Origin of the sequence: Ensifer sesbaniae (assembly GCF_013283665.1) — a bacterium.
Classification (GTDB): domain Bacteria; phylum Pseudomonadota; class Alphaproteobacteria; order Rhizobiales; family Rhizobiaceae; genus Ensifer; species Ensifer sesbaniae.
Genome location: NZ_JABEKU010000001.1, coordinates 1,785,975 through 1,812,094 on the forward strand (window position 1 = coordinate 1,785,975; position 26,120 = coordinate 1,812,094).

The following is a 26,120-nucleotide window of genomic DNA, read 5'->3' on the forward strand; positions in this document are numbered from 1 at the left end:
CTCAGCGCCGCAGGGCGCGCGTCTTGTCGGGCGCGCAAAGGTCGCCGTCGTGCGTTGGTTTGCTGCCTGTCTTCGCTCTCAAATCGCGGTCGATTTAAGAAGACATGCAGCAGCGTCGGAACTAGGGCCGTTGGGCGCCGTAGCCGTAGAGCCAGTCGAGGTCGGCGGCGAGCGCGTCCGGTCCCTTGAGTTTCAGGACGATGTCGCGGCCGAGGCGTAAAGGCCCCCGGGCATGGTAGGCGAAGTGATTGAATGCCGCGCGCCGGCGAACCCGGGCGATGCGTGGTCGGCGCCTCGCTTCGAATGTCGCCAGCGCCAATGGGACATCGGTGCCGGTGGCCAGGCAGTCGGAAAGCTCGAAGGCGTCCTCGATTGCCATGGCTGCGCCCTGTGCCGCAAAAGGCGTCATTGCATGGGCCGCATCCCCGATCAGCACGGTCCTTCGCCCGTCTTGCCAAGCGCCATCGTCCACGGTGCACAATGGCCAATAGGTGGGAGCCGTAGCCTTTTCGAGCAGCGAGCGAATGCCTGCATTCCAGCGCGAGAATGCATTCAGGCAATCCTGGCGCCGCTCGTCCGAATCCTTGCCGACCCAGACGGCGTCGGTCTCCTTGCCCTCGATGATCGCGACGAGATTGAAGCCGTCAACTTCCCGCAACGGATAAGCGACGAGATGGGCGCGAGGACCGAGGAACGCCGTCACCTGGTTCGGTTGGAGGAGGCCCGCGGCCGTGTCGCGCGTGAGCGTCATGCGCCAGGCGACGTTGCCCGAGAAGCTTACGCGGCCGGCACCGGGTACGCTGTTGCGCAATCGCGACCAGATCCCGTCGGCGCCGACGATGATGTCCGGGCGGCGCCCCGTCAGTCTTTCAATCGTCTGCTCATCGGGAGCATCGATCTGATGCCCAAGCTGCAGGCGGCAGCTAGACTCGGCCTCGACTGCGGAAAGCAGGACCTTCTGCAGGCTGGCGCGATGCATGACGGCATAGGGGGCATGCCAGCGGCGGCGGGCGAAAGCGCCAGCCGATACGCTGGCCAGAGGGCTCAGGGTTACGCCGTCGACCAGGCCGATGTGCTCGGGCTCGCTCCAGCAGCGTTCGAGCTTCGCGAGGAGGCCGAGCTTGATGAGGATGCGCGAGGCGTTCGGTGACAGCTGCAGGCCGGCGCCGACTTCGGTCAGTGCCTCGGCCCGCTCGATGATGTCGACCTCGAAGCCGCGGCGGGCGAGGCACAAGGCGGCCGCAAGCCCGCCGATACCGGCGCCGATGATCGCGACAGCGCGCGACATCGTGGCGTGTCAGGCGGCTTTGTGGGCGAAGAGGCAGCCGGGCGGATTGGTTTCCGTCGCTTTCAGCTTCGGATTGTAGCGATAGAGCGTGGAGCAGTAGGAGCAGACCTTCTCGTTGTCGTCGCCCATATCGATGAAGATGTGCGGGTGATCGTACGGAATGGACGCGCCGGTGCACATGAATTCCTTGACGCCGATTTCGATTGCCTGATGTCCGCCGTCGTTCTGGAAGTGCGGGATGCTGTGGCCGGCCATGTCATGCTCCGATGAATGCAAGTCTGAAAGTTGCCGGCACCATAGTGAGCTTTGGTGCAAAAGTGTAGCGGCAAACACGCCGCAGCTGTGGTTTTTACCGGGGCGGGGTTTCACTCGCCAGGGCGACGAACTAGGTTGCGCCGGATCGATACCCCTAGGATGATAAAGATGGATCTCAATCCGCCGCCGTTTTCCCGCTTTACCCACGAGGGCCTGGAGATCGCCTTCTTCGACGAAGGTGATCCAGCCGGCGCACCCATTCTGCTCATTCACGGGTTTGCCTCGAGCGCCAACGTCAACTGGGTGTTCCCGGGCTGGCTGAAGACGCTGGGCGATGCCGGTTACCGGGTAATTGCGCTCGACAATCGAGGGCACGGCGTCAGCAGCAAACCCTATGATCCAGCACTCTATCATCCACAGCAGATGGCGGGCGACGCCGTAGCGCTTCTGGGGCATCTCGGCATCGCCGAAGCGCATGTGATGGGCTACTCAATGGGCGCGCGCATCTCCGCATTCCTGGCGCTCGCACATCCCCACCGGGTGCGCTCGCTGATCTTCGGCGGCCTCGGCATCGGCATGGTGACAGGGGTAGGGGATTGGGACCCGATCGCCGATGCCCTGGTGGCGCCCTCTCTGGAGGTCGTGACCCATGCGCGCGGCCGCATGTTCCGCGCCTTTGCCGACCAGACCAAAAGCGACAGGCAGGCGCTTGCGGCCTGTATCTCGACATCCCGTGATCTGCTGACGGCCGAGGACATGGGGCGCATCGACATGCCCACCCTGATCGGTGTCGGGACGAAGGACGACATTGCCGGCTCGCCGCAGGAACTGGCGGCACTGATGCCCAATGCGCGTGCGCTTGATATTCCGGGCCGGGACCATATGCTCGCGGTTGGTGATCGGGTATTCAAGAAGGCCGTGCTCGAGTTCCTCGAAGAAGTGGGCGGAGAGCACCGTACGCTTGCCCGCTCCTGAGCCGCTCGACCGAGAGTGGAACTGGGGCCGGGCCATTTAAGTCATGTCGGATTTCCCCTATAGTGACTGTAGGACGGACAGGAAGGAGAGCGACGATGGTCGCCAAGACCGAACTTCGCCAGACGGAAGCGTTGAAGGTGATGGACCCGATCTGGAACAGCCTGCGTGAGGAAGCCCGCGTGGCAGCCGAGCAGGACCCGATGCTTGCGGCCTTCCTCTATTCGACGGTGGTCAATCAGCACTCGCTCGAAGAAAGTGTGATCTATCGCATTTGCGAGAGGTTGGATCATCCCGACCTCCAGGCGAACCTTTTGCGACAGACCTTCTCGGAGATGCTCGAGGATTGGCCGGAATGGGGCGCCATTCTGCGCGTCGATATCCAGGCGGTCTATGACCGCGATCCCGCCTGCACCCGCTTCATCGAGCCAGTGCTCTATTTCAAGGGCTTCCACGCCATCCAGACGCACCGCCTTGCCCATTGGCTCTTGAAGCGCGGCCGCAAGGATTTCGCCTTCTATCTGCAGAGCCGTTCGTCGAGCGTCTTCCAGACGGACATCAACCCGGCCGCCCGTATTGGCCGCGGTATCTTCCTTGACCACGCCACCGGTCTCGTCGTCGGCGAGACGGCCGTGATCGGCGACAATGTCTCTATCCTGCACGGCGTGACACTCGGCGGCACGGGCAAGGAAGGCAGCGATCGCCATCCCAAGATCGCCGATGGAGTCCTGATCGGCGCCGGCGCCAAGATTCTCGGCAATATCCATATCGGCCACTGCTCGCGCATCGCCGCTGGCTCCGTCGTGTTGAAACCGGTACCGCCGAAAACGACGGTCGCAGGCGTGCCGGCGAAGGTGGTGGGCGAGGCCGGTTGCTCCGAGCCGTCGCGTCAGATGGACCAGATCCTGAGCAGCTTCGATATCTGAACACACGGGAACCGGTGCGTAAGCCTCTTTCGAGGGGTTTACACCCGGCGATGCAGCGTGCGAGAAGCGCCGCACAGATAAACGGCTACGGAGACGTGTTTTGAAGCCCGAAGAAATCCGCAAGCTTGAAGCTTATTTCAAGCGCACCTTCAACCAGCAGATGGTCGTCAAGGCTCGCCCGAAGAAGGACGAGTCCGCTGAGGTCTATCTCGGTGACGAGTTCCTCGGTGTCGTTTTCCGCGATGAGGAAGATGGCGAGCTTTCCTACAACTTCTCCATGGCGATCCTCGACATCGACCTCTAAGTCCTGACGACGGACGACAAAGTAGCGAGCCCCGAAAATCCCCGCGATTTTTGGGGCTTATTGTTTCTGATGAAGCCTTGATGTCGTTTTGGGCAATTGCTCGCGGCATTCATCTTCCGTCTTCGGCAAAGATCGAAGGAAATTTTACGCTCGACGGCATTTCTTCATCAAGTTGTTGCATCCGTTGTATTTTATTGCGTTGCACACTCGTCTTGACTTTTTGTGCAGTGCACATAAACTGAAGCCTCCAGATCAGGCCGTCACTAAGGAGACACCCGATGTTCAACTTCGATGATGCAAACAAGAAGAGCAAAGAAGCCATTGATGTGGCTGTAAAGAGCTATTCCGCCTGGACCAAGGGTCTCCAGGCTATCGCGACCGAAGCCGCCGACTATTCCAAGAAGTCCTTCGAAGAAGGCGTTGCGCACGTCGAGAAGCTGTCGGCCACCAAGAGTGTCGAAGCTGCTTTCGAACTGCAGACCAACTACATCAAGTCGAGCTACGAAGGCTTCGTCGCCGAGGCTACGAAGATCGGCGAAATGTACGCCGATCTCGCCAAGGATGCTTACAAGCCCTACGAAGCGCCGGTTGCCAAGGCAACGGCAGCAGTCAAGGCCGCCGCTGCCGCCGCCTGATCGCTGAGCACACAAGTTTATCGAGGGCCGGTCGCAGCAATTGCGACCGGCCCTTTTGTTTTCTCGCTTTTGCTGTGAGCGGCCCGAAGAAAGTTGATCAATCTTGCGCGCGCTCGTGCGATTATGATTGCAGTGCGTTGGTTCGGTCTTAAAATCTGGAAACGAACCATTAGATAAAGGGCAAGCACGCTGCGGCCGTGTTCAATGGGGTCGCTGCTGTACAAGGAACTGACAAGAATGATCGCCATGCCGGTCCGGATGCAGCAAGGTAGCGATGACGAGGGAAACGGCAACAACCGCAGCACGTCCGTCATCACGCGTACCAAGCCGAAGACCAAAAAGCCGAGTTTGTATCGTGTTCTGCTTTTGAATGACGATTACACGCCGATGGAGTTTGTCATCCACATTCTGGAGCGCTTCTTTCAGAAGGACCCGGAAGAGGCGACCCGTATCATGCTCCACGTCCACAATCACGGCGTCGGAGAGTGCGGCGTCTTCACCTATGAGGTCGCCGAAACCAAGGTGACGCAGGTGATGGATTTTGCCAGGCAGCATCAGCATCCGTTGCAATGCGTCATGGAAAAGAAATGAGGAACTAACGTGCCAACATTTTCGCCCAGCCTCGAAAAGGCGCTGCACCAGGCACTGACTTTTGCCAACGAGCGCCATCATGAATACGCCACGCTCGAGCATCTGCTTTTGGCATTGATCGATGATGCCGACGCGGCAGCCGTGATGGGCGCCTGCAACGTCAATCTCGAGACGCTGCGCAAAACCGTGACGGATTATGTCGACAACGAGCTCTCCAATCTCGTGACCGGCTACGATGAGGACTCCAAGCCGACGGCGGGCTTTCAGCGTGTCATCCAGCGCGCGGTGATCCACGTCCAGTCGTCCGGCCGCGAGGAAGTGACCGGCGCCAACGTGCTGGTTGCCATCTTCGCCGAGCGCGAAAGCCATGCTGCCTATTTCCTGCAGGAGCAGGAGATGACGCGTTACGACGCCGTCAACTTCATTTCGCACGGTATCGGCAAGCGCCCGGGCAGTTCCGAGTCGCGGCCGGTACGCGGCGCCGACGATCACGAATCCGAGCAGAAGCCTTCGCGCGACACCGAGGAAAACGGTCCCAAGAAGCAGCAGGACGCTCTGACCGCTTACTGCGTCAACCTCAATGAAAAGGCGAAGTCCGGCAAGATCGACCCGTTGATCGGGCGTCACTCTGAGGTGAACCGCACCATCCAGGTGCTGTGCCGCCGTTCCAAGAACAATCCGCTCTATGTGGGCGACCCCGGCGTCGGCAAGACGGCGATTGCCGAGGGCCTTGCCAAGCGGATCGTCGAAAAGAAGGTGCCGGAGGCGCTGCAGGACGCGACGATCTTCTCGCTGGACATGGGCACGCTGCTCGCGGGCACGCGCTACCGCGGCGATTTCGAGGAACGCCTGAAGCAGGTCGTCAAGGAGCTTGAGGATTATCCCGGTGCCGTGCTCTTCATCGACGAGATCCACACGGTCATCGGTGCCGGCGCCACGTCCGGTGGCGCGATGGATGCGTCCAACCTGCTGAAGCCGGCGCTGTCCAACGGTGCGATCCGCTGCATCGGCTCGACGACCTACAAGGAATACCGTCAGTTCTTCGAGAAGGACCGGGCGCTCGTCCGCCGCTTCCAGAAGATCGACGTGAACGAGCCGACGATTGCCGATGCGATCGAGATCATGAAGGGGCTGAAGCCGTACTTCGAGGAATATCACCACCTGAAATACTCGAACGAGGCGATCAAGGCGGCCGTCGAGCTCTCGGCCCGTTACATCAATGACCGCAAGCTGCCCGACAAGGCGATCGACGTGATCGACGAGTCCGGCGCGGCGCAGATGCTGCTGCCCGCCGGCAAGCGCCGTAAGCTGATCACCGAGAAGGAGATCGAGGCGACGATCGCGACGATGGCGCGCATTCCGCCGAAAACCGTCTCCAAGGACGACGAGGCAGTGCTTGCCAATCTCGAGAAGGAGCTACGCTCGGTCGTCTATGGCCAGGATCTGGCGATCGAAGCACTCGCTTCGTCGATCAAGTTGGCGCGCGCTGGCCTGCGGGAACCGAACAAGCCGATCGGCTGCTACGTCTTCTCCGGCCCCACCGGCGTCGGCAAGACGGAAGTCGCCAAGCAGCTTGCGACGTCGCTCGGCGTCGAGCTTCTGCGCTTCGACATGTCGGAATACATGGAGCGGCACACGGTTTCGCGCCTGCTCGGTGCACCTCCCGGCTATGTCGGCTTCGACCAGGGCGGCCTGTTGACCGATGGCGTCGACCAGCATCCGCATTGCGTGCTGCTGCTCGACGAGATCGAGAAGGCGCATCCGGATCTGTTCAACATCCTGTTGCAGGTCATGGATCACGGCTCGCTGACCGATCACAACGGCAAGAAGATCGATTTCCGCAACGTCATCCTGATCATGACGACCAATGCCGGCGCATCAGAAATGGCCCGGGCCGCCATCGGCTTCGGTTCTTCCAAGCGCACGGGTGAGGACGAAGAGGCGCTGAACCGCCTGTTCACGCCGGAATTCCGCAACCGTCTGGACGCGGTGATCCCGTTCGCTTCGCTGCCGACCCCGGTTATCCACCAGGTGGTGCAGAAGTTCGTCATGCAACTGGAGACCCAGCTTGCCGAGCGCAACGTTACCTTCGACCTCGCGCCCGAGGCGATCGCCTGGCTTGCCGAGAAGGGCTACGACGAGAAGATGGGTGCCCGGCCTCTGGCGCGTGTCATCCAGGAAAACGTCAAGAAGCCGCTCGCCGATGAGATCCTCTTCGGCAAGCTGAAGAAGGGCGGCGTTGTCAAGGTGACGATCGGCACCAAGGCCGATGGCACCAAGGGCTTGCTGCTGGATGCCGTTCCCGAAACCACGCCAATCAAGCCGAAGGCGGAGGTTTCCCGCCCGGCGATGAAGACCACAAAGCCGAAGAAGGCCGAAGATAAGGAAGAAGTGGGCGCCGAGTCTGCGCCGAAGTCCAAGCCGAAGAAGGCTGCCGCCAAGGCGTCGTCGGGTAGAGAGGCTGGGGCCAGCGACGTGGCTCCGAGAAAGGGCCGCACGGTGCCGAAGGTGCCTCGCAAGAAATAGGCGCTTGCAAGAGATGTTCGACGGTGCCGGATGCAAACCATCCGGCACCGTTTTTCTGAGTCAAAGACAATCCGGAAGTGCCGATGAATAGGGAAGAAGACGAGCAATCTTCGCTCGCCTGGTTCGGGAAGGGTATGCGCGGCATCTTCAGCCTGCCGGCCTTCATCCTGATGCTGTCCTTCGTCGGCTTCTGCTCGCTGACGGCGCAGGCTGGAATTCCGGTGCAGCAGGTCGTCTTCATGACCGGCATCGTCTGGGCGCTTCCGGCCAAGGTAATCCTTGTCGGCTCGATGATGAGCGGCGCAAATCTTGCGGCCGCGTTCCTGGCGGTATCGCTGTCGTCCGTTCGTCTGATGCCCATGGTTGCGGCGCTCGTTCCGGAATTGCGCACGTCGCGAACGCCCACATGGCTGCTCCTCTTCTTGTCGCACTTCATCGCGATCACCGCCTGGGTGTTCGCAATGGAGAAGGTGCCGAAGGTGCCGCGCGGGCGGCGTGCCGCCTTCTTTGCCGGCTTCGGCATCACGCTCGTCGCGACAAACATGTTGCTGGTCGCCGTCGTCTACCACTTCGTCGCGGACTTCCCGCCGATCGTTGCCGGCTGTCTCTTCTTCCTGACACCCGTCTATTTCCTCGCATCGATATGGCATTCCGCGCGCCATCCCGTCGTCTACGTCGCGCTCCTGTTCGGCCTCGCCGGCGGGCCGCTGTTCTACTGGCTGTTTCCGGAATTCGATATCCTGATTGCCGGCCTCGTTGGCGGCACGCTCGCCTGGTTGGTCGAGCGCCTTTGGCGCCAACGCAAGGAGGTGGGCGCATGACGTGGCAGGACGGTTGGTGGCCCTATGCCTTCATCGCGATCGCCGGCTGGCTGGCAACCGACATCTGGCGCTGGCTGGGCGTGGTTGCCGGCAACAAGCTGCGCGATGATTCCGAAGCGTTGAATTGGGTGAGGGCGGTCGCGACCGCTCTCGTCGCCGCGGTCATCGCCAAGCTCGTCCTCTATCCGACGGGAGTGCTCGAGCAATCCCCACTCTGGCTGCGCACGGGGTCCGTTGCGCTTGGGGCCGTGGCTTTCTTTCTCTTCGGCCGAAAGCCGGCGATCGGGATAGCGACCGCGATCGCAGGGCTCGCGTCAGGGCTCTGGTTGCTCGGTTTCTGAGCGGTTGTCTTCGCCGAAGACCGGTGACGTGAAAAAGCCATCCGCCGAGCAGGGAAGCCGTCTCGGCGGAACAACAACTCAGGCAGAGATTGAAGGCGCGATCAGAGCGCCTGCCGAACCTTTTCGGCATTGGCCGCCAGCACGGCGCCGTCTTCCATGGTACCTGAATGCGGCTTCAGCGGCACGCCCGCGCGCCGCGGAATGACATGGAAGTGCAGGTGGAAGACCGATTGGCCGGCCGGTGCCTCGTTGAACTGCATGACCGTGACGCCATCCGCCTCGAAGGCCTCTTTCGCTGCGATCGCCAGTTTCTGCACGGTCGCAATCAGCGTTGGCAGCGTCGCCGGATCGGCATCGAGCAGGTTGCGCGAGGGAGCCTTCGGAACGACGAGCAAGTGGCCTTCGGCCTGCGGCATCACATCCATGAACGCGATCGTCGCATCGTCCTCGTAGACGCGGTGCGAAGGAATTTCGCCGCGCAGGATCTTGGCGAAGATGTTGTTGTCGTCGTATCTCATTGTCGTTCCTCGTGAATTGGCGCAGGCCGGCCCTCGCCGAAGCGGTCTAGTCGTCTTGCCGCTCACCTTTGCGGAAAGGTCCGTGTTCTGCAAGAATCTCGCCCGTTTCCTCCACATCCCTGCGCTCGCGGTCAAGATAGTCGGCGACCGCGCGGGCGAGCCCCGGATGGGTGATGAAATGCGCCGAATGGGTGGTGACGGGCATATAGCCCCGCGCGAGCTTGTGTTCGCCCTGGGCACCGGCCTCGACCCGCTTCAAGCCCTTGGCGATCGCGAAGTCGATCGCCTGGTGGTAGCAGACTTCGAAATGCAGGAACGGATGGTCCTCAATGCAGCCCCAGTGACGGCCGTAAAGCGCGTCGCCGCCGATGAAGTTGATCGCGCCGGCAATGTAGCGGCCGTTGCGACGCGCCATCACCAGTAGGATATCGTCGGCCATGCGCTCACCGATCAGCGAATAGAAGGAGCGTGTCAGATAGGGGCGACCCCACTTGCGGCCGCCGGTGTCCATGTAGAAGGCGAAGAACTGGTCCCAGATCGCTTCCGTCAGGTCGCGGCCTGTCAGCCAGTCGATCGAGATGCCGTTTTCGAGCGCAGCCCTGCGTTCCTTCTTGAGCGCCTTGCGCTTGCGCGAGGCAAGGGTCTCCAGGAAATCGGCGTGCGATCCGTAACCCTCGTTTGAGAAATGGAACTGCTGGTCGGTGCGGTGCAGGAAGCCGGCACGCTCGAGGGCGGGCATCTCGGCTTCCGGCACGAAGGTGACATGCGCCGACGAGACGTCGTGCCTGCACGCAAGCTCCTTCAAGCCCGCGGCAAGCGCATCCTGTACCGCTCGACCATTCTCCCCCGGTGCCGTAAGCAGTCTCGGTCCGGTGGCCGGTGTGAAGGGGATGGAGCTTTGCAGCTTCGGATAGTAGCGCCCGCCGGCCCGTTCAAAGGCGTCGGCCCAGCCATGGTCAAAGACATATTCGCCCTGGCTGTGGCTCTTCAGATAGCAGACGAGGCCGCCGCGCAGGTGCCCGTCCGATCCTTCGAGAAGCAGGTGCTGGCCGAGCCAACCGGTCTTGGCGGTTGCCGATCCGGATTCTTCAAGAGCGGAGAGATAGGCATGCGAGAGGAAGGGATTGTAGACGCCGTCGGGATGCTCCTTCGACGCACCGGAAAGCACGTTCCAACGTGCTGCCGGCACATTGGCGAAGGATTGGGCTATACGGATGGTGACGGCGTCTGACATCAGTTCAGGAAACCAGGGCCTCCCGCGGGTCGAAACCCTCGAAGGTCATTTGGTCCGCGTGGGCGTAGGTGTAAGCCTCGGCCTGCCGGTCGCGTACGGTCCAGGTGATGATCGTCTTGCCGAGTGTCCGCTCCTTGGTGATGAACGGGTTCGGCAGGTGGCCGTAGTGGTAGGAGATGAAGTCGAGCCCCAACTGCATCGCTTCCTCGTGCACGAAGAAGGTTTCGGGATTGGCGCCTTCTGCGGTCAGGCCGAGCGGGTAGGGTGCGTCGAGCGCCTTCAGATCCTTGAGCAGCCAGTGATCGAAGCTCATCAGGGCGACATGTCCCTTATAGCCTTCGAGGGTCTCCAGAACGGCGGCGGCAAAGCCTTCGTCGTCGCCCTTGCGGCCCTTGAGTTCGATGACGAGTGGCACCTTGCCGTCGACCAGCCGCAGCATCTGCGTCAAGGTCGGCACCTTGTCTTTCGTCCCGCCGATCGCCATCAGCCCGAGCTCGCCGGCGGTGCGTGAGCGAACATCGCCCTTGATACCGCAGAGGCGCTGCGTGTCGTCGTCATGGAAGACGACCGGGATGCTGTCGGCGGTGTATTGCAGGTCGCACTCGATCGCGAAACCCGCCTCGACGGCGCGGGAGAATGCCGAGAGTGTATTCTCCCACACTTGCCTGTTCATGTCGTGATAGCCGCGATGGGCGATCGGTTGGGCCTTCAGCCAGGAAATATCAGCCATGCCGGGCACCCCGATCAGGCGATCTCGATGACCGCGTCGATTTCGACGGCGGCATTGAAGGGAAGCGAGGCCATGCCGACGGCGGCGCGGGCGTGTTTGCCTGCTTCGCCGAGCACGCCGGCCAGCAGATTGGAGGCGCCGTTGATGACCAGATGCTGCTCGGTGAATTCCGGCGTCGAGGCGACGAAGCCGTTGATCTTTACGAGACGACGGATGCGTCCGAGGTCGCCGCCGAGCGCGGATTTTGCCTGTGCGAGGATATTGATCGAGCAGAGTTCGGCGGCGCGCTGTGCGCGGGCGACGTCGACATCCTTGCCGACAATGCCCGTCACGGCCACCTTGCCGTCCTCCATCGGAAGCTGCCCGGAGATGTACAGCATGGAGCCGCTGATCACGTACGGCACATAGTTCGCGACCGGGGTCGCAGCCTGGGGAAGGGTGACGCCGAGGTCCTTGAGGCGCGTTTCGATCTCTGCGGACATGGAAAGCTCCATTGTTGTCTTTTGTGTTAAAATCCTGCATTCAGGCCGGATCGCGGCGGGGGCCCGGCTTTTCCTGCAATCACCGCCTCGCTTCTGCCGAACGCTTGTTTATAGCATTGCCGGCGAGTCCAACAGGAGGAAACGGATGTTTCATAAAGGCTTCGGTCTCGTCACACTGGGCAGCGTTTGTTTCGCCGTCATGACGGCGTCGGGCGCGACGGCGGCGAGTGCGAACATCCTCGTGCCGCATCGCGCCGTCTATGATCTCGAACTCAAGGATGCGTCGGATCGTTCGGGCATTGCCGGAATGTATGGTCGCATGGTCTATGAATTCAATGGCTCCGCCTGCGAGGGCTATACGGTCAGCTTCCGCTTCGTGACCCAGGTCGACACCGGCGAGGAAGTGCGTCTCACCGACCAACAGACGACCACCTATGAAGACCTGAAGAGCGGCAACTTCCGCTTCCTGACACGTTCCTTCACAGACGAGAAACTGGATAAGGAAGTGCGCGGCACGGCGCACGAGGAAAAGGCCGGCGTCAAGGTCGAGCTGACCGCGCCCGACAAGCGTGAGGTGGAACTCGCGGCCAGCCGGTTCCCTACCGCCCACATGATGGAAGTGATCTCGCGGGCGAAGAAGGGGGAAAGCCTGTTCGAGGCGCGCATCTTCGACGGTTCCGACTCGGGCGACAAGACGCTGATCACCTCGACCTTCGTCGGCAAATCGCGCAAGCCCACCGCCGACGAGCCGGATGCGGGCAAAGCCGGCAAGTTCGGTAGCGAAAGCTATTGGCCGGTGACGATCTCCTATTTCAACGACGACAAGAGCGGCGATGCCCTGCCGATCTACCGCATGTCATTCAAGCTCTATGAAAACGGGATCACCCGCGACCTGACGATGGACTACGGCGATTTTGTCCTCAGCGGAAAGCTCGCTGACCTCGAAGTCTTCAATTCCGAGGACTGCAAATAGGCGATCCCGCCAAAAAGCGGCTTTCGCGTCTTGATTTCTCGGGCAGTTGAGGTTAAGGGGCTGCCCATTCCACACGTGAAGCATGGGATGTTCCGGGAGAAATCCGGATCGTTCCGCCGGTGGGTCGGTCGAAAGACCATGCTCGACGCTTCGCGGAGGTTCAACCGGAAAAGGAGAAAAAGGCATGGCATTGCCTGATTTTACCATGCGTCAGCTTCTGGAAGCTGGCGTTCACTTCGGCCACCAGACGCACCGCTGGAACCCGAAGATGAAGCCGTACATTTTCGGCGATCGTAACAACGTTCACATCATCGACCTCGCTCAGACCGTGCCGATGCTGTCGCGCGCCCTGCAGGTCGTCAGCGACACCGTTGCCAACGGCGGCCGCGTTCTGTTCGTCGGCACCAAGCGCCAGGCTTCGGAAATCATCGCTGACGCCGCCAAGCGTTCGGCCCAGTACTACGTCAACGCTCGCTGGCTCGGCGGCATGATGACCAACTGGAAGACGATTTCGAACTCGATCCAGCGCCTGCGCAAGCTCGACGAAATCCTCGCTTCGGAAGCTTCGGGCTTCACCAAGAAGGAACGCCTGAACCTCGAGCGTGAGCGCGAAAAGCTGAACCGCGCACTCGGCGGTATCCGCGACATGGGCGGCACCCCGGACCTGATGTTCATCATCGACACCAACAAGGAATCGATCGCGATCGACGAAGCCAAGCGCCTCGGCATCCCGGTGGTCGCCGTCATCGACTCGAACTGCGATCCGGACCAGATCGACTATCCGATCCCGGGCAACGACGACGCTTCGCGCGCCATCGCTCTCTACTGCGACCTCATCGCTCGCGCTGCCATCGACGGCATCGCACGCCAGCAGGGCGCAGCAGGCCGCGACCTCGGCGCCTCTGCCGAAGTTCCGGTCGAGCCGGCACTCGACGAGGCCACCGACGCCTGATCGGGCTCTGGCGGCAGATAACCCTGTCGCCCCCAATGAAATGTCGGGACGAGGCCGTTTGTGATGAAAGTCTGAACGGCCTTGTTCTTTTCAGCCGGGGATGGCGCCGATCCGTTCGGATCGTTGGATCCGAGCAACATCAGCGTGATGCATTCATCACGGTGTCACATTGAAAAGCCATTCCCTGCCAAACCTCCTGGCATCGCGCCATGCGCGGGTACGCCCCGCCAAACAGACAAAGAGGCAAAAAAGATGACTGTGACTGCAGCAATGGTGAAGGAACTGCGCGAAAAGAGCGGCGCAGGCATGATGGATTGCAAGAAGGCACTTGCTGAAACCAACGGCGACATGGAAGCAGCGATCGACTGGCTGCGCGCCAAGGGTATCGCGAAGGCCGACAAGAAGTCGGGTCGTACGGCTGCCGAAGGCCTCGTCGGCATCGTCAGCGGCGGCACCAAGGCCGTCGTCGTCGAAATCAACTCCGAAACCGACTTCGTTGCCCGTAACGAAGCCTTCCAGGAACTCGTTCGCGGCGTCGCCAACGTAGCGCTCGGCACCGACGGCACGGTTGAAGCCATTGCAGCCGCAAACTATCCGGCGACCGGCAAGTCGGTCGACGAATCGATCAAGGACGCGATTGCCACGATCGGCGAGAACATGACGCTGCGTCGCGCGGCTCTGCTCAAGGTCGAAGACGGCGTTGTCGCAACCTACATCCACAACGCTGCCGGCGACGGCATCGGCAAGCTCGGCGTTCTCGTCGCGCTGAAGTCGGTCGGCGACAAGGAAGTGCTGTACTCGGTCGGCCGCCAGATTGCCATGCACATCGCTGCGACCAACCCGCTGGCGATCCGCGCCGAAGAAGTCGACGCTGCTGTCGCCGAGCGCGAGCGCAACGTCTTCATCGAACAGTCGCGCGCTTCGGGCAAGCCGGACAACATCATCGAAAAGATGGTCGAAGGCCGCATGCGCAAGTTCTTCGAAGAAGTCGCCCTGCTGTCGCAGGCCTTCGTCATGAACCCGGAAATCACCGTCGGTCAGGCCGTCAAGGACGCTGAAAAGCTTGCTGGCGCACCGATCGAAGTGACCGGCATGGCTCGCCTGCTGCTCGGCGAAGGCGTCGAGAAGGAAGAGTCCGACTTCGCTGCAGAAGTCGCGGCCGTCGCCAAGGGCTGATTTCTTCACCCATATTGGGAAAACCTCGGGGCATCGCGTGACAACGCGGTGCCCTTCGTGTATCGGGCTTCGTCAATGCGCCGGACCCGCCGGAAATGACTCCGCAGCGGTTGAAACCGGAGAGCGCAATATGTCCTTATGCGCTGTGCGCCGCCGTCGTGCGCACGCGCACCGATCTGATCAGGAGCGATGATGCCGGCCGAGCCAATCTACAAGCGTGTTCTCCTCAAAGCCTCCGGTGAAGCCCTGATGGGCAGCCAGGGCTTCGGTATCGACGTGGCGGTCGCCGACCGCATCGCCGCCGACATCGCCGAAGCGCGCGCCATGGGCGTCGAAGTCGGTGTCGTCGTCGGTGGCGGCAACATCTTCCGCGGCGTCGCGGTGGCCTCCAAGGGTGGAGACCGGGTGACCGGCGACCACATGGGCATGCTGGCAACGGTCATCAACGCGCTGGCGCTGGCAACCTCGCTGCGCAAGCTCGACATCGACACGGTCGTGCTTTCGGCAATCGCGATGCCGGAGATCTGCGAAAGCTTCTCGCAGCGCGCAACGCTTCATCATCTTTCGCTCGGCCGCGTCGTGATCTTCGCCGGCGGCACCGGCAATCCCTTCTTTACGACGGACTCGGCTGCGGCGCTGCGCGCGGCGGAAATGGGGGCTCAGGCCATTTTCAAGGGCACTCAGGTCGATGGTATCTATTCCGCCGACCCGAAGAAGGATCCGACTGCGACCCGCTTCGATCGCTTGACCCACAGCGAGGTCCTTGAAAAGGGCCTTGCCGTCATGGATGTTGCCGCCGTTGCGCTTGCACGCGAAAATACCATTCCGATCGTCGTCTTCTCGATCCACGAAAAGGGTGGTTTCGCGGAAATCTTGACCGGCAGCGGTCGCGCGACCATCGTCACAGACAACTAAGTACGCCGCAGAACGGCCCTCGGGCCGGCGAATGATAGAACGGGAGTTTCGACCATGAGTGAAGGTGTTGAACTGAAGGAACTGAAGCGTCGCATGGATGGCGCCATTTCCGCATTCAAGAGCGATATTGCATCGCTTCGTACCGGCCGGGCGTCGGCGAATGTTCTCGACCCGGTGACCGTTGAAGCCTACGGCTCGCGCGTACCGCTCAACCAGGTTGCCAACATCACCGTTCCCGAGCCGCGCATGCTGTCCGTTTCGGTCTGGGACAAGCAGATGGTTGGCGCCGTCGATCGCGGCATTCGCGAATCGAACCTCGGCCTCAATCCGATCATCGACGGCCAGAACCTGCGCATTCCGTTGCCCGAGCTCAACGAAGAGCGCCGCAAGTCGCTGGTCAAGGTGGCCCACGATTACGCTGAAAAAGCCAAGGTAGCCGTACGTCACGTGCGCCGCGACGGTATGGATGACCTGAAAAAAGCCGAAAAGGATGGCGAAATCGGTCAGGATATCAGCCGTTCTCAGTCCGAGCGCGTGCAAAAGATGACCGACGAAACGATTTCCGAGATCGACCGCTTGCTCGCCGAGAAGGAAAAGGAAATCATGCAGGTCTGATCTGCTCGTGATCTGAGTCTCCTTTCGCGGACGCCTTATGCAAAACCTCATCTCCACGACCGTTCCTGAACATGTTGCCATCATCATGGATGGCAACGGGCGTTGGGCTAACGCGCGTGGGCTACCGCGCACCATGGGGCATCGCAAAGGCGTCGAGACCGTTCGCGATGCCGTCAAGACGGCGGCCCAGTTGGGTATTCGCTATCTGACGCTTTTTGCGTTCTCCTCGGAAAACTGGAGCCGGCCGGAGCCGGAGGTGAGCGACCTCATGGGGCTGCTCAAGACCTTCATCCGCCGGGATCTCGCCGACCTGCATCGCGAGAACGTCCGCATCCGTGTCATCGGCGACCGCTCCAACCTGCGCGGCGACATCCTGCCCTTGTTGATAGAGGCCGAGGAAACGACGCGGGCGAATACCGGAATTACCCTGGTTATCGCCTTCAACTACGGCGCGCGGGACGAGTTGAGCCGCGCGATGCGTCGCCTCGCCGTCGATGTCGCCGAAGGGCGCTTGCGCCCGGAGGACATCAACCAGGAACGCATTGCGGCTGCGCTGGACACTGCCGATATACCTGATCCGGACCTCATCATCCGTACGAGCGGCGAAGAGCGTCTATCGAACTTCCTGCTCTGGCAGGGCGCCTATTCCGAGCTGATCTTCGTTCCCGAACTGTGGCCGGATTTCACACGTGAGACCTTCCTGGCGGCTCTGGAGAAGTATGCTTGCCGGGAGCGCCGTTTTGGCGGATTGGTCGAGCCGACGCGGGCGGTTGGTTCCTGATGCAAACTGAACTCAAGCTTCGCATCGCTTCGGGGGTGGTGCTCGCAGCGGTCGCTCTCGCTGCGACTTGGTTCGGCGGGCTCGCTTTCCAGTTCCTTTCCGTCCTGATCGCGCTTCTCGTCTACTACGAGTGGTCGACGATCACCGGCCTGGTTGAGCGCGATTTCCAGGGCAATGCCTTCGGTTGGCTCTCCATGGCGGTGATCGCAGGTCTGGTCGTCACCGGCTACATCGGCTACAGCCTTCCCTTCCTGGCGTTCGGCATCGGCGCCGCATTGCTTTGGGTCCTTGTTCAAAAGACGAGCTGGTGGCTGCCCGGAGGCATTGCCTATGCGGGCCTCACCGGCATCTCGCTGGCCGCACTGCGTGGCGCCGACGATCTCGGCCTGATCGCGACGCTGTTCGTCTTTGCCGTGGTATGGGCAACCGACATTTTCGCCTATTTCACCGGTCGTGCGATCGGTGGCCCGAAGCTTGCGCCGCGCATATCGCCCGGCAAGACCTGGTCGGGCGCCATCGGCGGCACGATTTGTGGCATCCTCGCCGGTATTGCCGTTTTTATGGCATACTTTTCGCTGCAAGATCTTCGGATCCCGATTATTGCCCTGGTGCTTTCGGTTGCCAGCCAGATTGGGGATCTGTTCGAGTCCTTCATCAAGCGGCGCTTTGGCGTGAAGGATTCGAGTCGTCTCATTCCGGGGCACGGCGGAGTCATGGATCGAGTCGACGGTTTGATATTCGCCTGCATCGCGGCGTTGATTCTGGTCATGATTCAGTATTTCGTCAGCGACGGGCGCCAGATCGCCTTCGGTTCGGTCCTGCTCGGCCCTTGATGCCGACCGCAGGGACTTGAGGAACGTTCATGACCTATCTGCTCGATGCCTTTCAGTTTCTGACCGGCTATATCATCCCCTTCCTTCTCGTGCTGACCTTGCTGGTCTTCGTACACGAGATGGGGCACTACCTCGTCGGCCGCTGGTCGGGAATACGCATCCTTGCCTTTTCGATCGGCTTCGGTCCCGAACTGTTCGGCTGGACCGATCGACGCGGAACACGCTGGAAATTGTCGGCGATCCCGCTCGGTGGCTACGTCAAGTTCTTCGGCGACGAGGACGCTGCGAGCGTGCCGGACTACAAGCGCCTGGAGGCGATCGCGCCGGAAGAGCGCGGCAAGACCTTTGTTGGCGCCAAGCTCTGGAAGCGTGCGGCCACCGTTGCCGCAGGGCCGATCGCCAACTTCATCCTCGCGATTGCGATCTTCGCCGTTCTGTTCTCCGTTTACGGCCGCCAGGTCGCCGATCCGGTGGTGGCGCGGGTGAACGAAAACAGCGCAGCAGCGCAGGCGGGCGTCATCCCGGGCGATCGGCTGATCTCGATCGACGGCACGCCGGTGACGACCTTCGACGACGTTCGCCGCTATGTCAGCGTGCGGCCCGAACTGAAGATCACGATCCGAATCGAGCGCAATGGCGCGATACTCGATCTGCCGATGGTGCCTCAGCGGACGGAACTCGCCGACCAGTTCGGCAACAAGATGGAGATTGGCATCATCGGCATCCTGACCGACCAGGAAGCCGGCAATTTCCGCACCGTCACCTATGGCCCGATCGAGGCCGTGGGCCAGGGCGTCCTGCAAAGCTGGCACGTGATCACGGGCACCTTCGACTACCTGGGCAACGTACTGACCGGACGGATGAAGGCGGACCAGATCGGTGGACCGATCCGCGTCGCCAAGGTCTCCGGACAGATGGCGACGCTCGGTATTCCATTCCTGCTGAATATCGCTGCGATCCTGTCAGTTTCCATAGGATTGCTTAACCTCATGCCCGTGCCGGTGCTTGATGGCGGCCATTTGATGTTCTATGCGATTGAGGCCTTGCGCGGGAAGCCTGTCGGTCCTGCCGCGCAGGATGTCGCCTATCGGATCGGCTTTGCCATGGTTTTGATGCTCATGGTCTTTGCCACCTGGAACGACATATCGATGTTCTTCGGCTAGCGTTCGGTCGGGGAAAGGCGAGGGGGAATTCGGCGGACACTGTGAACGATTGGTTTTCAACGGCCTGCGAAGAAAGGTTTTGTTTACGATAACTCGAGGCTGTAGTGGCCGTTAAGCCACGGTTCGAATTGAAGTAAACAGAAATTAACGAGCTGGCTTGCTTGTATGGGAAAAGCGGTTAAAACGGCAACCGTGACCGGAGTCGGCACGAAACTGCCGCGCGACGTTTGGAAAAGGTAAGATTTGAACATGAAAGCTGGTTCAAGGTTTTTGAACGCGGTGTCGGCGGCTGCGCTGTCAACAAGCATTGTTGTTTCCGGCGCTGGAGTTGGGTTGCTCGCAGGCACGTCTGTCGCAGAAGCTGCGGTCATCAATCGTGTCGAAGTGCGCGGGGCAACGCGCGTCAGCGCGGAGACCGTCCGTGCGAACATCACGATCGTTCCGGGCAAGGCCTTCAGCAACACTGACATCGACGCTTCCGTGAAGCGCCTCTATGCCACCGGCTACTTTTCCGACGTCAGCATCAATGTCGCCGGCGGTACACTGGTCGTCAACGTGAGCGAGAACCAGCTGGTCAACCAGGTCGTCTTCAACGGCAACCGCAAGATCAAGGACGACAAGCTGCAGGGCGTCGTCCGTACGCAGCCGCTCGGCCCGTACAGCGAAGCGACGGTCGAAACGGACATTCAGGCAATCAAGGACGCCTATGCTGCCATCGGCCGCAGCGACATCACGGTGACGACGCAGGTCGTTCCGGTTGCCGAAGGACGTGTCAACCTTGCCTTCGTGATTAATGAAGGCGAGCGCACCAAGATCTCCCAGATCAATTTCGTCGGTAACGAGGCCTATAGCGACGGCCGTCTTCAGTCGGTCATCGCGACGAAGGAATCGGGCATCTTCTCGTTCATCACGCGCAAGGACGTCTACAATCCGGACAAGCTTCGCGCCGACGAGGAGCTGCTGCGCCAGTTCTATTACAACCGCGGTTACGCGGACTTCCAGGTCGTTTCCTCTGACGCGACGCTCAATGAGGCGACCAACGAGTACACGGTGACGATCACCGTCGAAGAAGGTCCGCGTTATGACTTCGGCGCCGTCAATGTCGAATCGACCGTCGAGGGCATCAATGCCGAAGAGCTGAAGGGTCTCGTCGTGAGCCGTGAAGGCTCGGTCTACAAGGCCAAGGACGTTCAGGCGACGATGAGCGAGATTTCGAAGCGCGTCGCTTCGGCTGGTTATCCTTTTGCGCGCGTTACGCCGCGCGGCAACCGCGACCTCGCCAACCACACGATCGCCGTCGACTACCTCGTCGACCAGGGCGACCGAGCCTACGTCGAGCGCATCGAGATCCGCGGCAACACCCGCACGCGTGACTACGTCATCCGTCGCGAATTCGACATGGGTGAAGGCGATGCCTTCAACCAGGAGATGGTTGCGCGCGCCAAGCGTCGCCTGGAGGCCCTCGGCTACTTCTCGAGCGTCAATATCTCGACTGCACCGGGCAGCGCTGCTGACCGCGTCGTCGTGATTGTCGATGTTCAGGATCAATCGACCGGTTCGTTCGGTATCGGTGCTGGCTACTCCGCCGGTAGCGGTGGCGGCTTCCTGGTCGAGGCGTCGATCGAAGAGAAGAACTTCCTGGGTCGCGGTCAGTATATTCGCGTCGCTGCCGGTCGCGGTGACGAGAGCCGGACCTACAACGTTTCGTTCACCGAGCCGTACTTCCTTGGTTATCGTCTGGCTGCTGGCTTCGACGTGTTCAAGAACGAGAACGATTTCGACGACGACAACTACAGCTACGAAGATCAGGGCTTCAGCCTGCGCGTAACGGCGCCGATCACCGAAAACCTGTCGACCACGCTGCGCTACAACTTCACGCAGTTCGACTATAGCGGCAACGTTGCGAAGCTGTCGTCGCCCTACGTTCGCGCGGTCGAGGGTGGAAACTGGGTTCGTTCGTCGGTATCGCAGTCGATCACCTACAACACGCTCGACGATGCGCAGCTGCCGCATGACGGTATCCTGGCGACCTTCACGCACGAGTTTGCAGGCCTCGGTGGCGACTCCGATTTCTACAAGATGACCGGCAAGGCCAAGTGGTACTACACCGTCAACGACGAGGCGGACATTATCGCGTCGCTCGGTGGTAGCGCCGGTCACATCTTCGAAACCGGCAGCGATCTTCAGGTCTTCGACCAGTTCCAGCTCGGTTCTAACGACATCCGCGGCTTCGAGCGCAACGGTATCGGCCCGCGCGACAAGGCTACGGGCGATTCACTCGGCGGCACGACCTACTTCACGGCTTCGGCCGAGGCGACGTTCCCGCTTCCGGGTATCCCGCGTGACAGCGGCTTCCGTGGTGCGGTCTTCGCCGATGCCGGCACGCTCTACAGCAACAAGGTCACGATGGCGCCGGGCGAAACGGTTGAGGGCAACGACTCCTCGCTGCGCGCATCGGTCGGTATCGGCCTGATCTGGGCTTCGCCGTTCGGTCCGCTGCGTGTCGATTACGCCTGGCCGGTTGCCAAGGAAGACTTCGACCGGGTACAGAACCTGAAGTTCGGTATTTCCTCGTCGTTCTGATAAACGAGCAGTCCAGAACTGCCAGAAAAGATCGTTCTGGAGTGTCCATGGAACAGAACTGGTTTTTTCCGCCCCATGAAGGGATTCGCCTGGGCGACCTGGCCGATCAAATTGGGGCGGAGTTGGTGGATGTCGCGGTCGCAGACCGCGCCGTCCGTTCGGTAGCGCCGGTCTATCGGGCAAAGCCCGGTGACGTCTGCTACATGTTGTCTCGCAAGAGCCGCGCCGAGCTTGATACGTGTCAGGCATCCGCGATCATCTGCGACAAGACGATCTCCAGCCTTGTACCTGCCCATATCCCGGTCCTGCTGACGGCTCGCCCGCATACGGCCTTTGCTCTTGCCGGTACGTTGCTGCACGAGGTCGCGATGCGCCCCGCGCGCAACACCAGCCTCAAGGGCGTGGCGCCGGGCGCTTTCGTGGATCCGACCGCGCGTCTCGAAGACGGTGTCGAAGTCGAGCCGATGGCGGTCGTCGGAGCCGGCGCGGAAATCGGTCGCGGCACCCGCATTGCTGCCGGCGCGGTCATCGGCCCGGGTGTGCGCATCGGCCGCGACTGTACGATTGCCTCAGGCGCAAGCGTGCTCTGTGCTCTCGTCGGCAACAGCGTGATCATCCATCCAGGCGCCCGTATTGGGCAGGACGGGTTTGGCTATGCCCCGGGTCCGAAGGGCGGAATGATCAAGATCGTTCAGGTTGGGCGCGTGATCATTCAGGATCACGTGGAGATCGGCGCCAACACGACGATCGACCGTGGCACGATGGATGACACGGTGATTGGCGAAGGGACGAAGATCGACAATCTCGTCCAGATTGGCCACAACGTGCGCATTGGCCGCTATTGTGGCATCGTCAGCCAGGTCGGAATTGCAGGCAGCACGAAGATCGGCGACGGCGTGATGATCGGCGGCGGTAGCGGCGTCAATGGTCATATCACGGTCGGCGATGGCGTGCAGATCGCGGCGATGAGCGGCGTGGCAAGCGATATTCCCGCCGGCGAACGTTATGGTGGTATTCCAGCGCGCCCGATGCGCGATTTCCTGCGCGACGTCGCGGAGATGGCGATGCGGGCAAGCGACAGACAGAAAAAGAAGAAGGGCGGCTCGAATGAGTGAGGCAGCAACGGTTCTCGGTACGGCGGACATTCAGGAAATCCTGAAGCTGCTCCCGCATCGTTATCCATTTCTGCTCGTCGATCGGATCATCGAGATCGACGGCGACAATTCGGCGATCGGCATCAAGAACGTCTCGGCGAACGAACCGCATTTCACCGGTCACTTTCCCGAACAGCCGATCATGCCCGGCGTTTTGCTCGTCGAGGGCATGGCTCAGACGGCCGGTGCGATCTGTGCCCGCAAGGTGGGAACCGGAACAAACCTCGTTTATTTCATGACCATCGACAATGCGCGGTTCCGCAAGCCGGTCGTTCCGGGCGATCGCGTCGAATTCCATGTCGTGAAGCAGAAGCAGCGCGGCAATATCTGGAAATTTCACTGTGATGCAAAAGTTGACGGGCAACTGGTCGCAGAAGCTGATATCGGCGCAATGATCGTCAGCAAGGAAGACGCCTGAACATGATTGCAGCAACAGCGAAGATCCACCCGTCCTCGATCATCGAAGACGGCGCTGTGGTCGGCGAAAACGTCAAGATCGGCCCTTTTTGCCACGTGGGTCCTAAAGTCGTTCTCGGCGACGATATTGAGCTTCACAGTCATGTCGTGGTGACCGGCCGTACAACCATCGGCAAGGGGTCCAAGATCTTCCCGCAGGCTGTGATCGGCGCCGACTCGCAGAGTGTTCATCATAGCGCCGTCGATACGGAACTGCTGATCGGCACGAATTGCACGATCCGCGAAGGCGTGACGATGAACACGGGCACCGTCGAACATGGCGGCAAGACGGTCGTCGGCAACAACAATCTCTTCCTGGCCTATTCGCACGTGGCGCATGATTGCCGGCTCGGCAACAATATCATCCTGTCGAACAACGTGATGCTGGCGGGCCATGTCACGGTCGAAGACCGCGCCATTCTTGGCGGCGGCTGCGCCGTGCACCAGTTTACCCGTGTCGGCCGCCAGGCCTTCATCGGGGGCCTCTCCGCCGTCAGCTATGACGTCATTCCCTACGGCATGCTCAACGGCAATCCGGGTGTGCTGAGCGGGCTGAACGTTGTCGGCATGACGAGAGCCGGGATCGACCGCGCAACGATCCACGTCGTTCGTCGTGCTTACAAGCAGATCTTTGAAGGCCCGGAGTCGATCCGCGCCAATGCGGCCGCCATTCGCGAAGAATACGCCGACTGCGCACCGGTCGTCGAAATCCTCGATTTCATCGCGGCCGAGAGCGACAGGGCACTATCGTCGCCGTCCCGCGGCAAGGCGTGAGCGTGATGTCGGCTGCTGCGAGCCACGCAGCGACCGGCGGTCGGCTCGCAATCATCGCCGGCGGGGGCGCGCTGCCGCACCATGTGGCCGAGGCCGTCCGGGCGCGCGGCGAAGATCCTTTCATCATCGCGTTGTCGCGAGAGGCGGAAGAGGCCGATTGGGTCGGCTTCGATCATTCCGTGCTGGGAATCGGCGACTTTGCCAATATCAGCCGTACCTTCAGGGAAGAGGGGATCGATCGCGTCGTCCTGTCGGGCTGGGTTCGCCGCCGGCCCGAATGGCGTGATATTCGCCCGACGCTCAGAACGCTCGCAAAGATCCCGGCTGTGTTGAAGACGTTGGTATCCGGTGGAGACGATGCCGTGCTGCGCATGGCCATGGCGCTGATCGAGGCAAGCGGAGCCCATGTCATTGGCGTCCATGAAGTGGTGCCCAATCTCTTGGCGGAACCGGGGCCGATCGGTGCAGTCACGCCCGATGCCGACGACCGCCGCGACATAGAGGCCGGCATTGCCGCTGCCAATGCCCTCGGCGCTCTGGATGTGGGGCAGGGTGCTGTGGCCGTCGGCGGGCGCGTCGTGGCGCTGGAGGGCGCTGAAGGTACCGATGCAATGCTGGAGCGTGTCGTCGCCTTGAAGGCCGAGGGCCGTGTCTCTTCTCGCCGGCGGGGGGTCCTCGTCAAACTCTGCAAACCGGGGCAGGATCTTCGCGCCGACTTGCCGTCGATCGGGCCCTCTACCGTGGCGCTTGCAGAAAGGGCCGGTCTCGCAGGCATCGCCGTTGAAGCTGGTAGGGCGCTGGTGCTGGAACGCGCCGACGTGATCGACGTCGCCAATCGCTCCGGTCTGTTTGTCGCCGGGGTCGAGCGATCGGCCAGGGGAGCCGAGCGATGAGCGCGTCCAGCTACAAACTCGCGGTGATCGTGGGGGAGGTTTCAGGAGACCTTCTGGGCGGCGATCTCGTCCGGGCGCTTCGGACCCAAAGCAGCAGGCCGATAGAGCTCGTTGGTGTCGGCGGCGAGGCGTTGGAGGCCGAAGGCCTTCGCTCCCTCTTCGACTATTCCGAACTATCCATCATGGGCTTCACCCAGGTGTTGGCAAGATTGCCGAAGCTCATCATGCGCATTCGCCAGACGGCGCAGGCGATCATTGCCGCGCGTCCCGACGCGTTGCTGATCATCGACAGCCCGGACTTTACCCACCGCGTGGCGCGGAAAGTCCGTGCGGCACTGCCGGATGTGCCTGTCATCAACTATGTCTGCCCGAGCGTCTGGGCCTGGAAGCCGGAGCGCGCGCCGCGCATGCGCGGCTATGTCGATCACGTTTTGGCCGTGTTGCCGTTCGAACCGGAGGCGATGCAGAGGCTGCAGGGCCCTCCGACGACCTATGTCGGTCATCGCCTCGCAAGCGATGCGAATGTGCTTGCGGTTCGGGCAAGCCGCCAGCAGCGCCTTGCCGGCGCCATGGATGGGCGCGTGTCGACATGCCTCCTTCTGCCGGGCTCCCGTTCCAGTGAGGTTGGCCGCCTGTTGCCAATCTTTGGCCGGGTGGTCGAGGAGCTTGCTAGCCGGCATCCTGGCATCCGCTTCCTGTTGCCGACCGTTTCGCGGCAGGAGAAGCTGGTGCGCGAAATCACCGCATCTTGGCCCATCCAGCCGGAGATCACCGTGGGGGCGGCGGAAAAATGGGCCGCCTTCGATCAGGCCGATGCGGCGATCGCTGCCTCGGGAACGGTTCTCCTGGAACTGGCGCTGGCCGGCGTTCCCGTCGTTTCGACCTACGATCCCGATTTCCTGGTGAAGCTTTTGCACAAGCGCATCCGCATCTGGAGCGGCGCCTTGCCGAATTTGATCGCGGACTTCCCGATCGTCCCGGAATACTTCAACCAGGCAATCCGCCCCGGTGCCTTGACGCGTTGGATGGAGCGGCTTTCCGGTGCAACGGCGCAGCGCGCCTCGATGCTGGATGGCTACGCAGTGGTACAGCGGCGCATGGCGACGAGCCGCCCGCCGGGAGAGATGGCGGCCGAGATTGTTCTCGGCTATCTCCAGAAGGCCAATAGGTAAGCTTCACAGTCCCCTGAGCGCGCAGGATGCATCCCTCGATGCGCCGACGCCGCCGAA

At 61.5% G+C, this 26,120-nt stretch carries 29 protein-coding genes; 22 read left to right on the forward strand and 7 right to left on the reverse strand.

The window, feature by feature from the left end:
• Positions 1 to 121 precede the first annotated feature (121 nt).
• Entirely contained in the window at positions 122 to 1,288 is a 1,167-nt protein-coding gene (locus tag BHMPCIPO_RS08690) for an FAD-dependent monooxygenase (RefSeq protein WP_173516373.1), read from the reverse strand.
• Positions 1,289 to 1,297: 9 nt separating this feature from the next.
• Positions 1,298 to 1,543: a zinc-finger domain-containing protein gene (locus BHMPCIPO_RS08695; RefSeq protein WP_057255736.1), complete on the reverse strand. Its 246-nt coding sequence runs from the start codon at positions 1,541 to 1,543 to the stop codon at positions 1,298 to 1,300.
• Between the two features lie 168 nt (positions 1,544 to 1,711).
• Here BHMPCIPO_RS08695 and BHMPCIPO_RS08700 point away from each other — a divergent pair, with 168 nt between their 5' ends.
• The 8 genes from BHMPCIPO_RS08700 (at position 1,712) to BHMPCIPO_RS08735 (ending at position 8,659) form a co-directional block, all read left to right on the forward strand.
• Positions 1,712 to 2,518: an alpha/beta fold hydrolase gene (locus tag BHMPCIPO_RS08700; protein ID WP_173516374.1), complete on the forward strand. Its 807-nt coding sequence runs from the start codon at positions 1,712 to 1,714 to the stop codon at positions 2,516 to 2,518.
• A gap of 95 nt (positions 2,519 to 2,613) precedes the next feature.
• Positions 2,614 to 3,441, forward strand: a complete 828-nt coding sequence (gene cysE / locus BHMPCIPO_RS08705; protein ID WP_173516375.1) for a serine O-acetyltransferase — start codon at positions 2,614 to 2,616, stop codon at positions 3,439 to 3,441.
• 100 nt (positions 3,442 to 3,541) lie between these two features.
• The gene (locus tag BHMPCIPO_RS08710; protein WP_034796738.1) at positions 3,542 to 3,745 is read left to right on the forward strand and encodes a DUF3126 family protein; all 204 of its coding nucleotides are present in this window, start codon (positions 3,542 to 3,544) and stop codon (positions 3,743 to 3,745) included.
• A gap of 278 nt (positions 3,746 to 4,023) precedes the next feature.
• Positions 4,024 to 4,380: a phasin family protein gene (locus BHMPCIPO_RS08715; protein WP_173516376.1), complete on the forward strand. Its 357-nt coding sequence runs from the start codon at positions 4,024 to 4,026 to the stop codon at positions 4,378 to 4,380.
• Between the two features lie 237 nt (positions 4,381 to 4,617).
• Entirely contained in the window at positions 4,618 to 4,971 is a 354-nt protein-coding gene (gene clpS, locus BHMPCIPO_RS08720) for an ATP-dependent Clp protease adapter ClpS (protein ID WP_173516377.1), read from the forward strand.
• Between the two features lie 9 nt (positions 4,972 to 4,980).
• On the forward strand, positions 4,981 to 7,497 hold the full coding sequence (clpA, locus tag BHMPCIPO_RS08725) for an ATP-dependent Clp protease ATP-binding subunit ClpA (protein ID WP_173516378.1): 2,517 nt from the start codon (positions 4,981 to 4,983) through the stop codon (positions 7,495 to 7,497).
• Between the two features lie 83 nt (positions 7,498 to 7,580).
• Complete coding sequence (locus BHMPCIPO_RS08730; protein WP_173516379.1) at positions 7,581 to 8,318, forward strand: AzlC family ABC transporter permease; 738 nt, start codon at positions 7,581 to 7,583, stop codon at positions 8,316 to 8,318.
• The gene (locus BHMPCIPO_RS08735) at positions 8,315 to 8,659 is read left to right on the forward strand and encodes an AzlD domain-containing protein (RefSeq protein ID WP_173516380.1); all 345 of its coding nucleotides are present in this window, start codon (positions 8,315 to 8,317) and stop codon (positions 8,657 to 8,659) included. The genes BHMPCIPO_RS08730 and BHMPCIPO_RS08735 overlap by 4 nt, the downstream gene beginning before the upstream one ends.
• A gap of 101 nt (positions 8,660 to 8,760) precedes the next feature.
• On the opposite strand, the gene BHMPCIPO_RS08740 is transcribed toward BHMPCIPO_RS08735, so the two are convergent.
• Genes BHMPCIPO_RS08740 through BHMPCIPO_RS08755 form a run of 4 tightly spaced genes read right to left on the reverse strand, consistent with a single transcriptional unit; the run spans position 8,761 to position 11,623 of the window.
• Entirely contained in the window at positions 8,761 to 9,177 is a 417-nt protein-coding gene (locus tag BHMPCIPO_RS08740; RefSeq protein WP_173516381.1) for an HIT family protein, read from the reverse strand.
• Between the two features lie 46 nt (positions 9,178 to 9,223).
• The gene (locus BHMPCIPO_RS08745) at positions 9,224 to 10,411 is read right to left on the reverse strand and encodes a GNAT family N-acetyltransferase (protein ID WP_173516382.1); all 1,188 of its coding nucleotides are present in this window, start codon (positions 10,409 to 10,411) and stop codon (positions 9,224 to 9,226) included.
• A 4-nt stretch (positions 10,412 to 10,415) separates the two neighbouring features.
• Positions 10,416 to 11,141, reverse strand: coding sequence for a glycerophosphodiester phosphodiesterase (locus tag BHMPCIPO_RS08750; RefSeq protein WP_173516383.1), 726 nt, complete (start codon positions 11,139 to 11,141; stop codon positions 10,416 to 10,418).
• Positions 11,142 to 11,155: 14 nt separating this feature from the next.
• Positions 11,156 to 11,623, reverse strand: a complete 468-nt coding sequence (locus BHMPCIPO_RS08755; protein ID WP_173516384.1) for a RidA family protein — start codon at positions 11,621 to 11,623, stop codon at positions 11,156 to 11,158.
• Between the two features lie 145 nt (positions 11,624 to 11,768).
• Between BHMPCIPO_RS08755 and BHMPCIPO_RS08760 the strand changes: the two genes are divergently transcribed.
• From BHMPCIPO_RS08760 to rseP, 8 genes are all read left to right on the forward strand, one after another.
• Complete coding sequence (locus BHMPCIPO_RS08760; protein WP_173516385.1) at positions 11,769 to 12,596, forward strand: cell envelope integrity EipB family protein; 828 nt, start codon at positions 11,769 to 11,771, stop codon at positions 12,594 to 12,596.
• A 184-nt stretch (positions 12,597 to 12,780) separates the two neighbouring features.
• Positions 12,781 to 13,548, forward strand: coding sequence for a 30S ribosomal protein S2 (gene rpsB / locus BHMPCIPO_RS08765; protein ID WP_173516386.1), 768 nt, complete (start codon positions 12,781 to 12,783; stop codon positions 13,546 to 13,548).
• A gap of 252 nt (positions 13,549 to 13,800) precedes the next feature.
• The gene (tsf, locus tag BHMPCIPO_RS08770; protein ID WP_173516387.1) at positions 13,801 to 14,724 is read left to right on the forward strand and encodes a translation elongation factor Ts; all 924 of its coding nucleotides are present in this window, start codon (positions 13,801 to 13,803) and stop codon (positions 14,722 to 14,724) included.
• 192 nt (positions 14,725 to 14,916) lie between these two features.
• On the forward strand, positions 14,917 to 15,639 hold the full coding sequence (gene pyrH, locus BHMPCIPO_RS08775; RefSeq protein ID WP_173516388.1) for a UMP kinase: 723 nt from the start codon (positions 14,917 to 14,919) through the stop codon (positions 15,637 to 15,639).
• Positions 15,640 to 15,693: 54 nt separating this feature from the next.
• Positions 15,694 to 16,254: a ribosome recycling factor gene (gene frr / locus BHMPCIPO_RS08780; RefSeq protein ID WP_173516389.1), complete on the forward strand. Its 561-nt coding sequence runs from the start codon at positions 15,694 to 15,696 to the stop codon at positions 16,252 to 16,254.
• 37 nt (positions 16,255 to 16,291) lie between these two features.
• Entirely contained in the window at positions 16,292 to 17,035 is a 744-nt protein-coding gene (locus tag BHMPCIPO_RS08785; RefSeq protein WP_173516390.1) for an isoprenyl transferase, read from the forward strand.
• Positions 17,035 to 17,868, forward strand: a complete 834-nt coding sequence (locus tag BHMPCIPO_RS08790) for a phosphatidate cytidylyltransferase (protein WP_173516391.1) — start codon at positions 17,035 to 17,037, stop codon at positions 17,866 to 17,868. Before BHMPCIPO_RS08785 ends, BHMPCIPO_RS08790 begins: the two co-directional genes overlap by 1 nt.
• A gap of 29 nt (positions 17,869 to 17,897) precedes the next feature.
• Positions 17,898 to 19,031 carry an RIP metalloprotease RseP gene (gene rseP / locus BHMPCIPO_RS08795; protein ID WP_173516392.1) on the forward strand — a complete coding sequence of 378 codons (1,134 nt, stop codon included), beginning with the start codon at positions 17,898 to 17,900 and terminating at the stop codon, positions 19,029 to 19,031.
• Positions 19,032 to 19,114: 83 nt separating this feature from the next.
• On the opposite strand, the gene BHMPCIPO_RS08800 is transcribed toward rseP, so the two are convergent.
• Positions 19,115 to 19,339 (reverse strand): hypothetical protein, encoded by a 225-nt coding sequence (locus BHMPCIPO_RS08800; protein ID WP_173514879.1) that lies wholly within the window; start codon positions 19,337 to 19,339, stop codon positions 19,115 to 19,117.
• Between BHMPCIPO_RS08800 and bamA the strand changes: the two genes are divergently transcribed.
• The 6 genes from bamA to lpxB are packed head-to-tail and all read left to right on the forward strand — an operon-like array spanning position 19,281 to position 26,063.
• Positions 19,281 to 21,614, forward strand: coding sequence for an outer membrane protein assembly factor BamA (bamA, locus tag BHMPCIPO_RS08805; RefSeq protein WP_173516393.1), 2,334 nt, complete (start codon positions 19,281 to 19,283; stop codon positions 21,612 to 21,614). The genes BHMPCIPO_RS08800 and bamA overlap by 59 nt on opposite strands.
• 47 nt (positions 21,615 to 21,661) lie before the next feature.
• The gene (lpxD, locus tag BHMPCIPO_RS08810) at positions 21,662 to 22,729 is read left to right on the forward strand and encodes a UDP-3-O-(3-hydroxymyristoyl)glucosamine N-acyltransferase (RefSeq protein ID WP_173516394.1); all 1,068 of its coding nucleotides are present in this window, start codon (positions 21,662 to 21,664) and stop codon (positions 22,727 to 22,729) included.
• Entirely contained in the window at positions 22,722 to 23,186 is a 465-nt protein-coding gene (gene fabZ / locus BHMPCIPO_RS08815) for a 3-hydroxyacyl-ACP dehydratase FabZ (protein WP_034796695.1), read from the forward strand. The genes lpxD and fabZ overlap by 8 nt, the downstream gene beginning before the upstream one ends.
• Before the next feature lie 2 nt (positions 23,187 to 23,188).
• On the forward strand, positions 23,189 to 23,998 hold the full coding sequence (gene lpxA, locus BHMPCIPO_RS08820) for an acyl-ACP--UDP-N-acetylglucosamine O-acyltransferase (protein ID WP_376741629.1): 810 nt from the start codon (positions 23,189 to 23,191) through the stop codon (positions 23,996 to 23,998).
• Between the two features lie 5 nt (positions 23,999 to 24,003).
• The gene (locus BHMPCIPO_RS08825) at positions 24,004 to 24,891 is read left to right on the forward strand and encodes an LpxI family protein (protein ID WP_173516395.1); all 888 of its coding nucleotides are present in this window, start codon (positions 24,004 to 24,006) and stop codon (positions 24,889 to 24,891) included.
• Positions 24,888 to 26,063: a lipid-A-disaccharide synthase gene (lpxB, locus tag BHMPCIPO_RS08830; protein WP_173516396.1), complete on the forward strand. Its 1,176-nt coding sequence runs from the start codon at positions 24,888 to 24,890 to the stop codon at positions 26,061 to 26,063. The genes BHMPCIPO_RS08825 and lpxB overlap by 4 nt, the downstream gene beginning before the upstream one ends.
• Positions 26,064 to 26,120: the final 57 nt, after the last annotated feature.

Bases quoted from the DNA above. Each gene is read 5' to 3' on its own strand.
- BHMPCIPO_RS08690 (WP_173516373.1), bottom strand. From the start codon at position 1,288: ATGTCGCGCGCTGTCGCGATCATCGGCGCCGGTATCGGCGGGCTTGCG.
- BHMPCIPO_RS08695 (WP_057255736.1), bottom strand. From the start codon at position 1,543: ATGGCCGGCCACAGCATCCCGCACTTCCAGAACGACGGCGGACATCAG.
- BHMPCIPO_RS08700 (WP_173516374.1), top strand. From the start codon at position 1,712: ATGGATCTCAATCCGCCGCCGTTTTCCCGCTTTACCCACGAGGGCCTG.
- cysE (WP_173516375.1), top strand. From the start codon at position 2,614: ATGGTCGCCAAGACCGAACTTCGCCAGACGGAAGCGTTGAAGGTGATG.
- BHMPCIPO_RS08715 (WP_173516376.1), top strand. From the start codon at position 4,024: ATGTTCAACTTCGATGATGCAAACAAGAAGAGCAAAGAAGCCATTGAT.
- clpS (WP_173516377.1), top strand. From the start codon at position 4,618: ATGATCGCCATGCCGGTCCGGATGCAGCAAGGTAGCGATGACGAGGGA.
- BHMPCIPO_RS08730 (WP_173516379.1), top strand. From the start codon at position 7,581: ATGAATAGGGAAGAAGACGAGCAATCTTCGCTCGCCTGGTTCGGGAAG.
- BHMPCIPO_RS08735 (WP_173516380.1), top strand. From the start codon at position 8,315: ATGACGTGGCAGGACGGTTGGTGGCCCTATGCCTTCATCGCGATCGCC.
- BHMPCIPO_RS08740 (WP_173516381.1), bottom strand. From the start codon at position 9,177: ATGAGATACGACGACAACAACATCTTCGCCAAGATCCTGCGCGGCGAA.
- BHMPCIPO_RS08745 (WP_173516382.1), bottom strand. From the start codon at position 10,411: ATGTCAGACGCCGTCACCATCCGTATAGCCCAATCCTTCGCCAATGTG.
- BHMPCIPO_RS08750 (WP_173516383.1), bottom strand. From the start codon at position 11,141: ATGGCTGATATTTCCTGGCTGAAGGCCCAACCGATCGCCCATCGCGGC.
- BHMPCIPO_RS08755 (WP_173516384.1), bottom strand. From the start codon at position 11,623: ATGTCCGCAGAGATCGAAACGCGCCTCAAGGACCTCGGCGTCACCCTT.
- BHMPCIPO_RS08760 (WP_173516385.1), top strand. From the start codon at position 11,769: ATGTTTCATAAAGGCTTCGGTCTCGTCACACTGGGCAGCGTTTGTTTC.
- rpsB (WP_173516386.1), top strand. From the start codon at position 12,781: ATGGCATTGCCTGATTTTACCATGCGTCAGCTTCTGGAAGCTGGCGTT.
- tsf (WP_173516387.1), top strand. From the start codon at position 13,801: ATGACTGTGACTGCAGCAATGGTGAAGGAACTGCGCGAAAAGAGCGGC.
- pyrH (WP_173516388.1), top strand. From the start codon at position 14,917: ATGCCGGCCGAGCCAATCTACAAGCGTGTTCTCCTCAAAGCCTCCGGT.
- frr (WP_173516389.1), top strand. From the start codon at position 15,694: ATGAGTGAAGGTGTTGAACTGAAGGAACTGAAGCGTCGCATGGATGGC.
- BHMPCIPO_RS08785 (WP_173516390.1), top strand. From the start codon at position 16,292: ATGCAAAACCTCATCTCCACGACCGTTCCTGAACATGTTGCCATCATC.
- BHMPCIPO_RS08790 (WP_173516391.1), top strand. From the start codon at position 17,035: ATGCAAACTGAACTCAAGCTTCGCATCGCTTCGGGGGTGGTGCTCGCA.
- rseP (WP_173516392.1), top strand. From the start codon at position 17,898: ATGACCTATCTGCTCGATGCCTTTCAGTTTCTGACCGGCTATATCATC.
- bamA (WP_173516393.1), top strand. From the start codon at position 19,281: ATGAAAGCTGGTTCAAGGTTTTTGAACGCGGTGTCGGCGGCTGCGCTG.
- BHMPCIPO_RS08800 (WP_173514879.1), bottom strand. From the start codon at position 19,339: ATGCTTGTTGACAGCGCAGCCGCCGACACCGCGTTCAAAAACCTTGAA.
- lpxD (WP_173516394.1), top strand. From the start codon at position 21,662: ATGGAACAGAACTGGTTTTTTCCGCCCCATGAAGGGATTCGCCTGGGC.
- fabZ (WP_034796695.1), top strand. From the start codon at position 22,722: ATGAGTGAGGCAGCAACGGTTCTCGGTACGGCGGACATTCAGGAAATC.
- lpxA (WP_376741629.1), top strand. From the start codon at position 23,189: ATGATTGCAGCAACAGCGAAGATCCACCCGTCCTCGATCATCGAAGAC.
- BHMPCIPO_RS08825 (WP_173516395.1), top strand. From the start codon at position 24,004: ATGTCGGCTGCTGCGAGCCACGCAGCGACCGGCGGTCGGCTCGCAATC.
- lpxB (WP_173516396.1), top strand. From the start codon at position 24,888: ATGAGCGCGTCCAGCTACAAACTCGCGGTGATCGTGGGGGAGGTTTCA.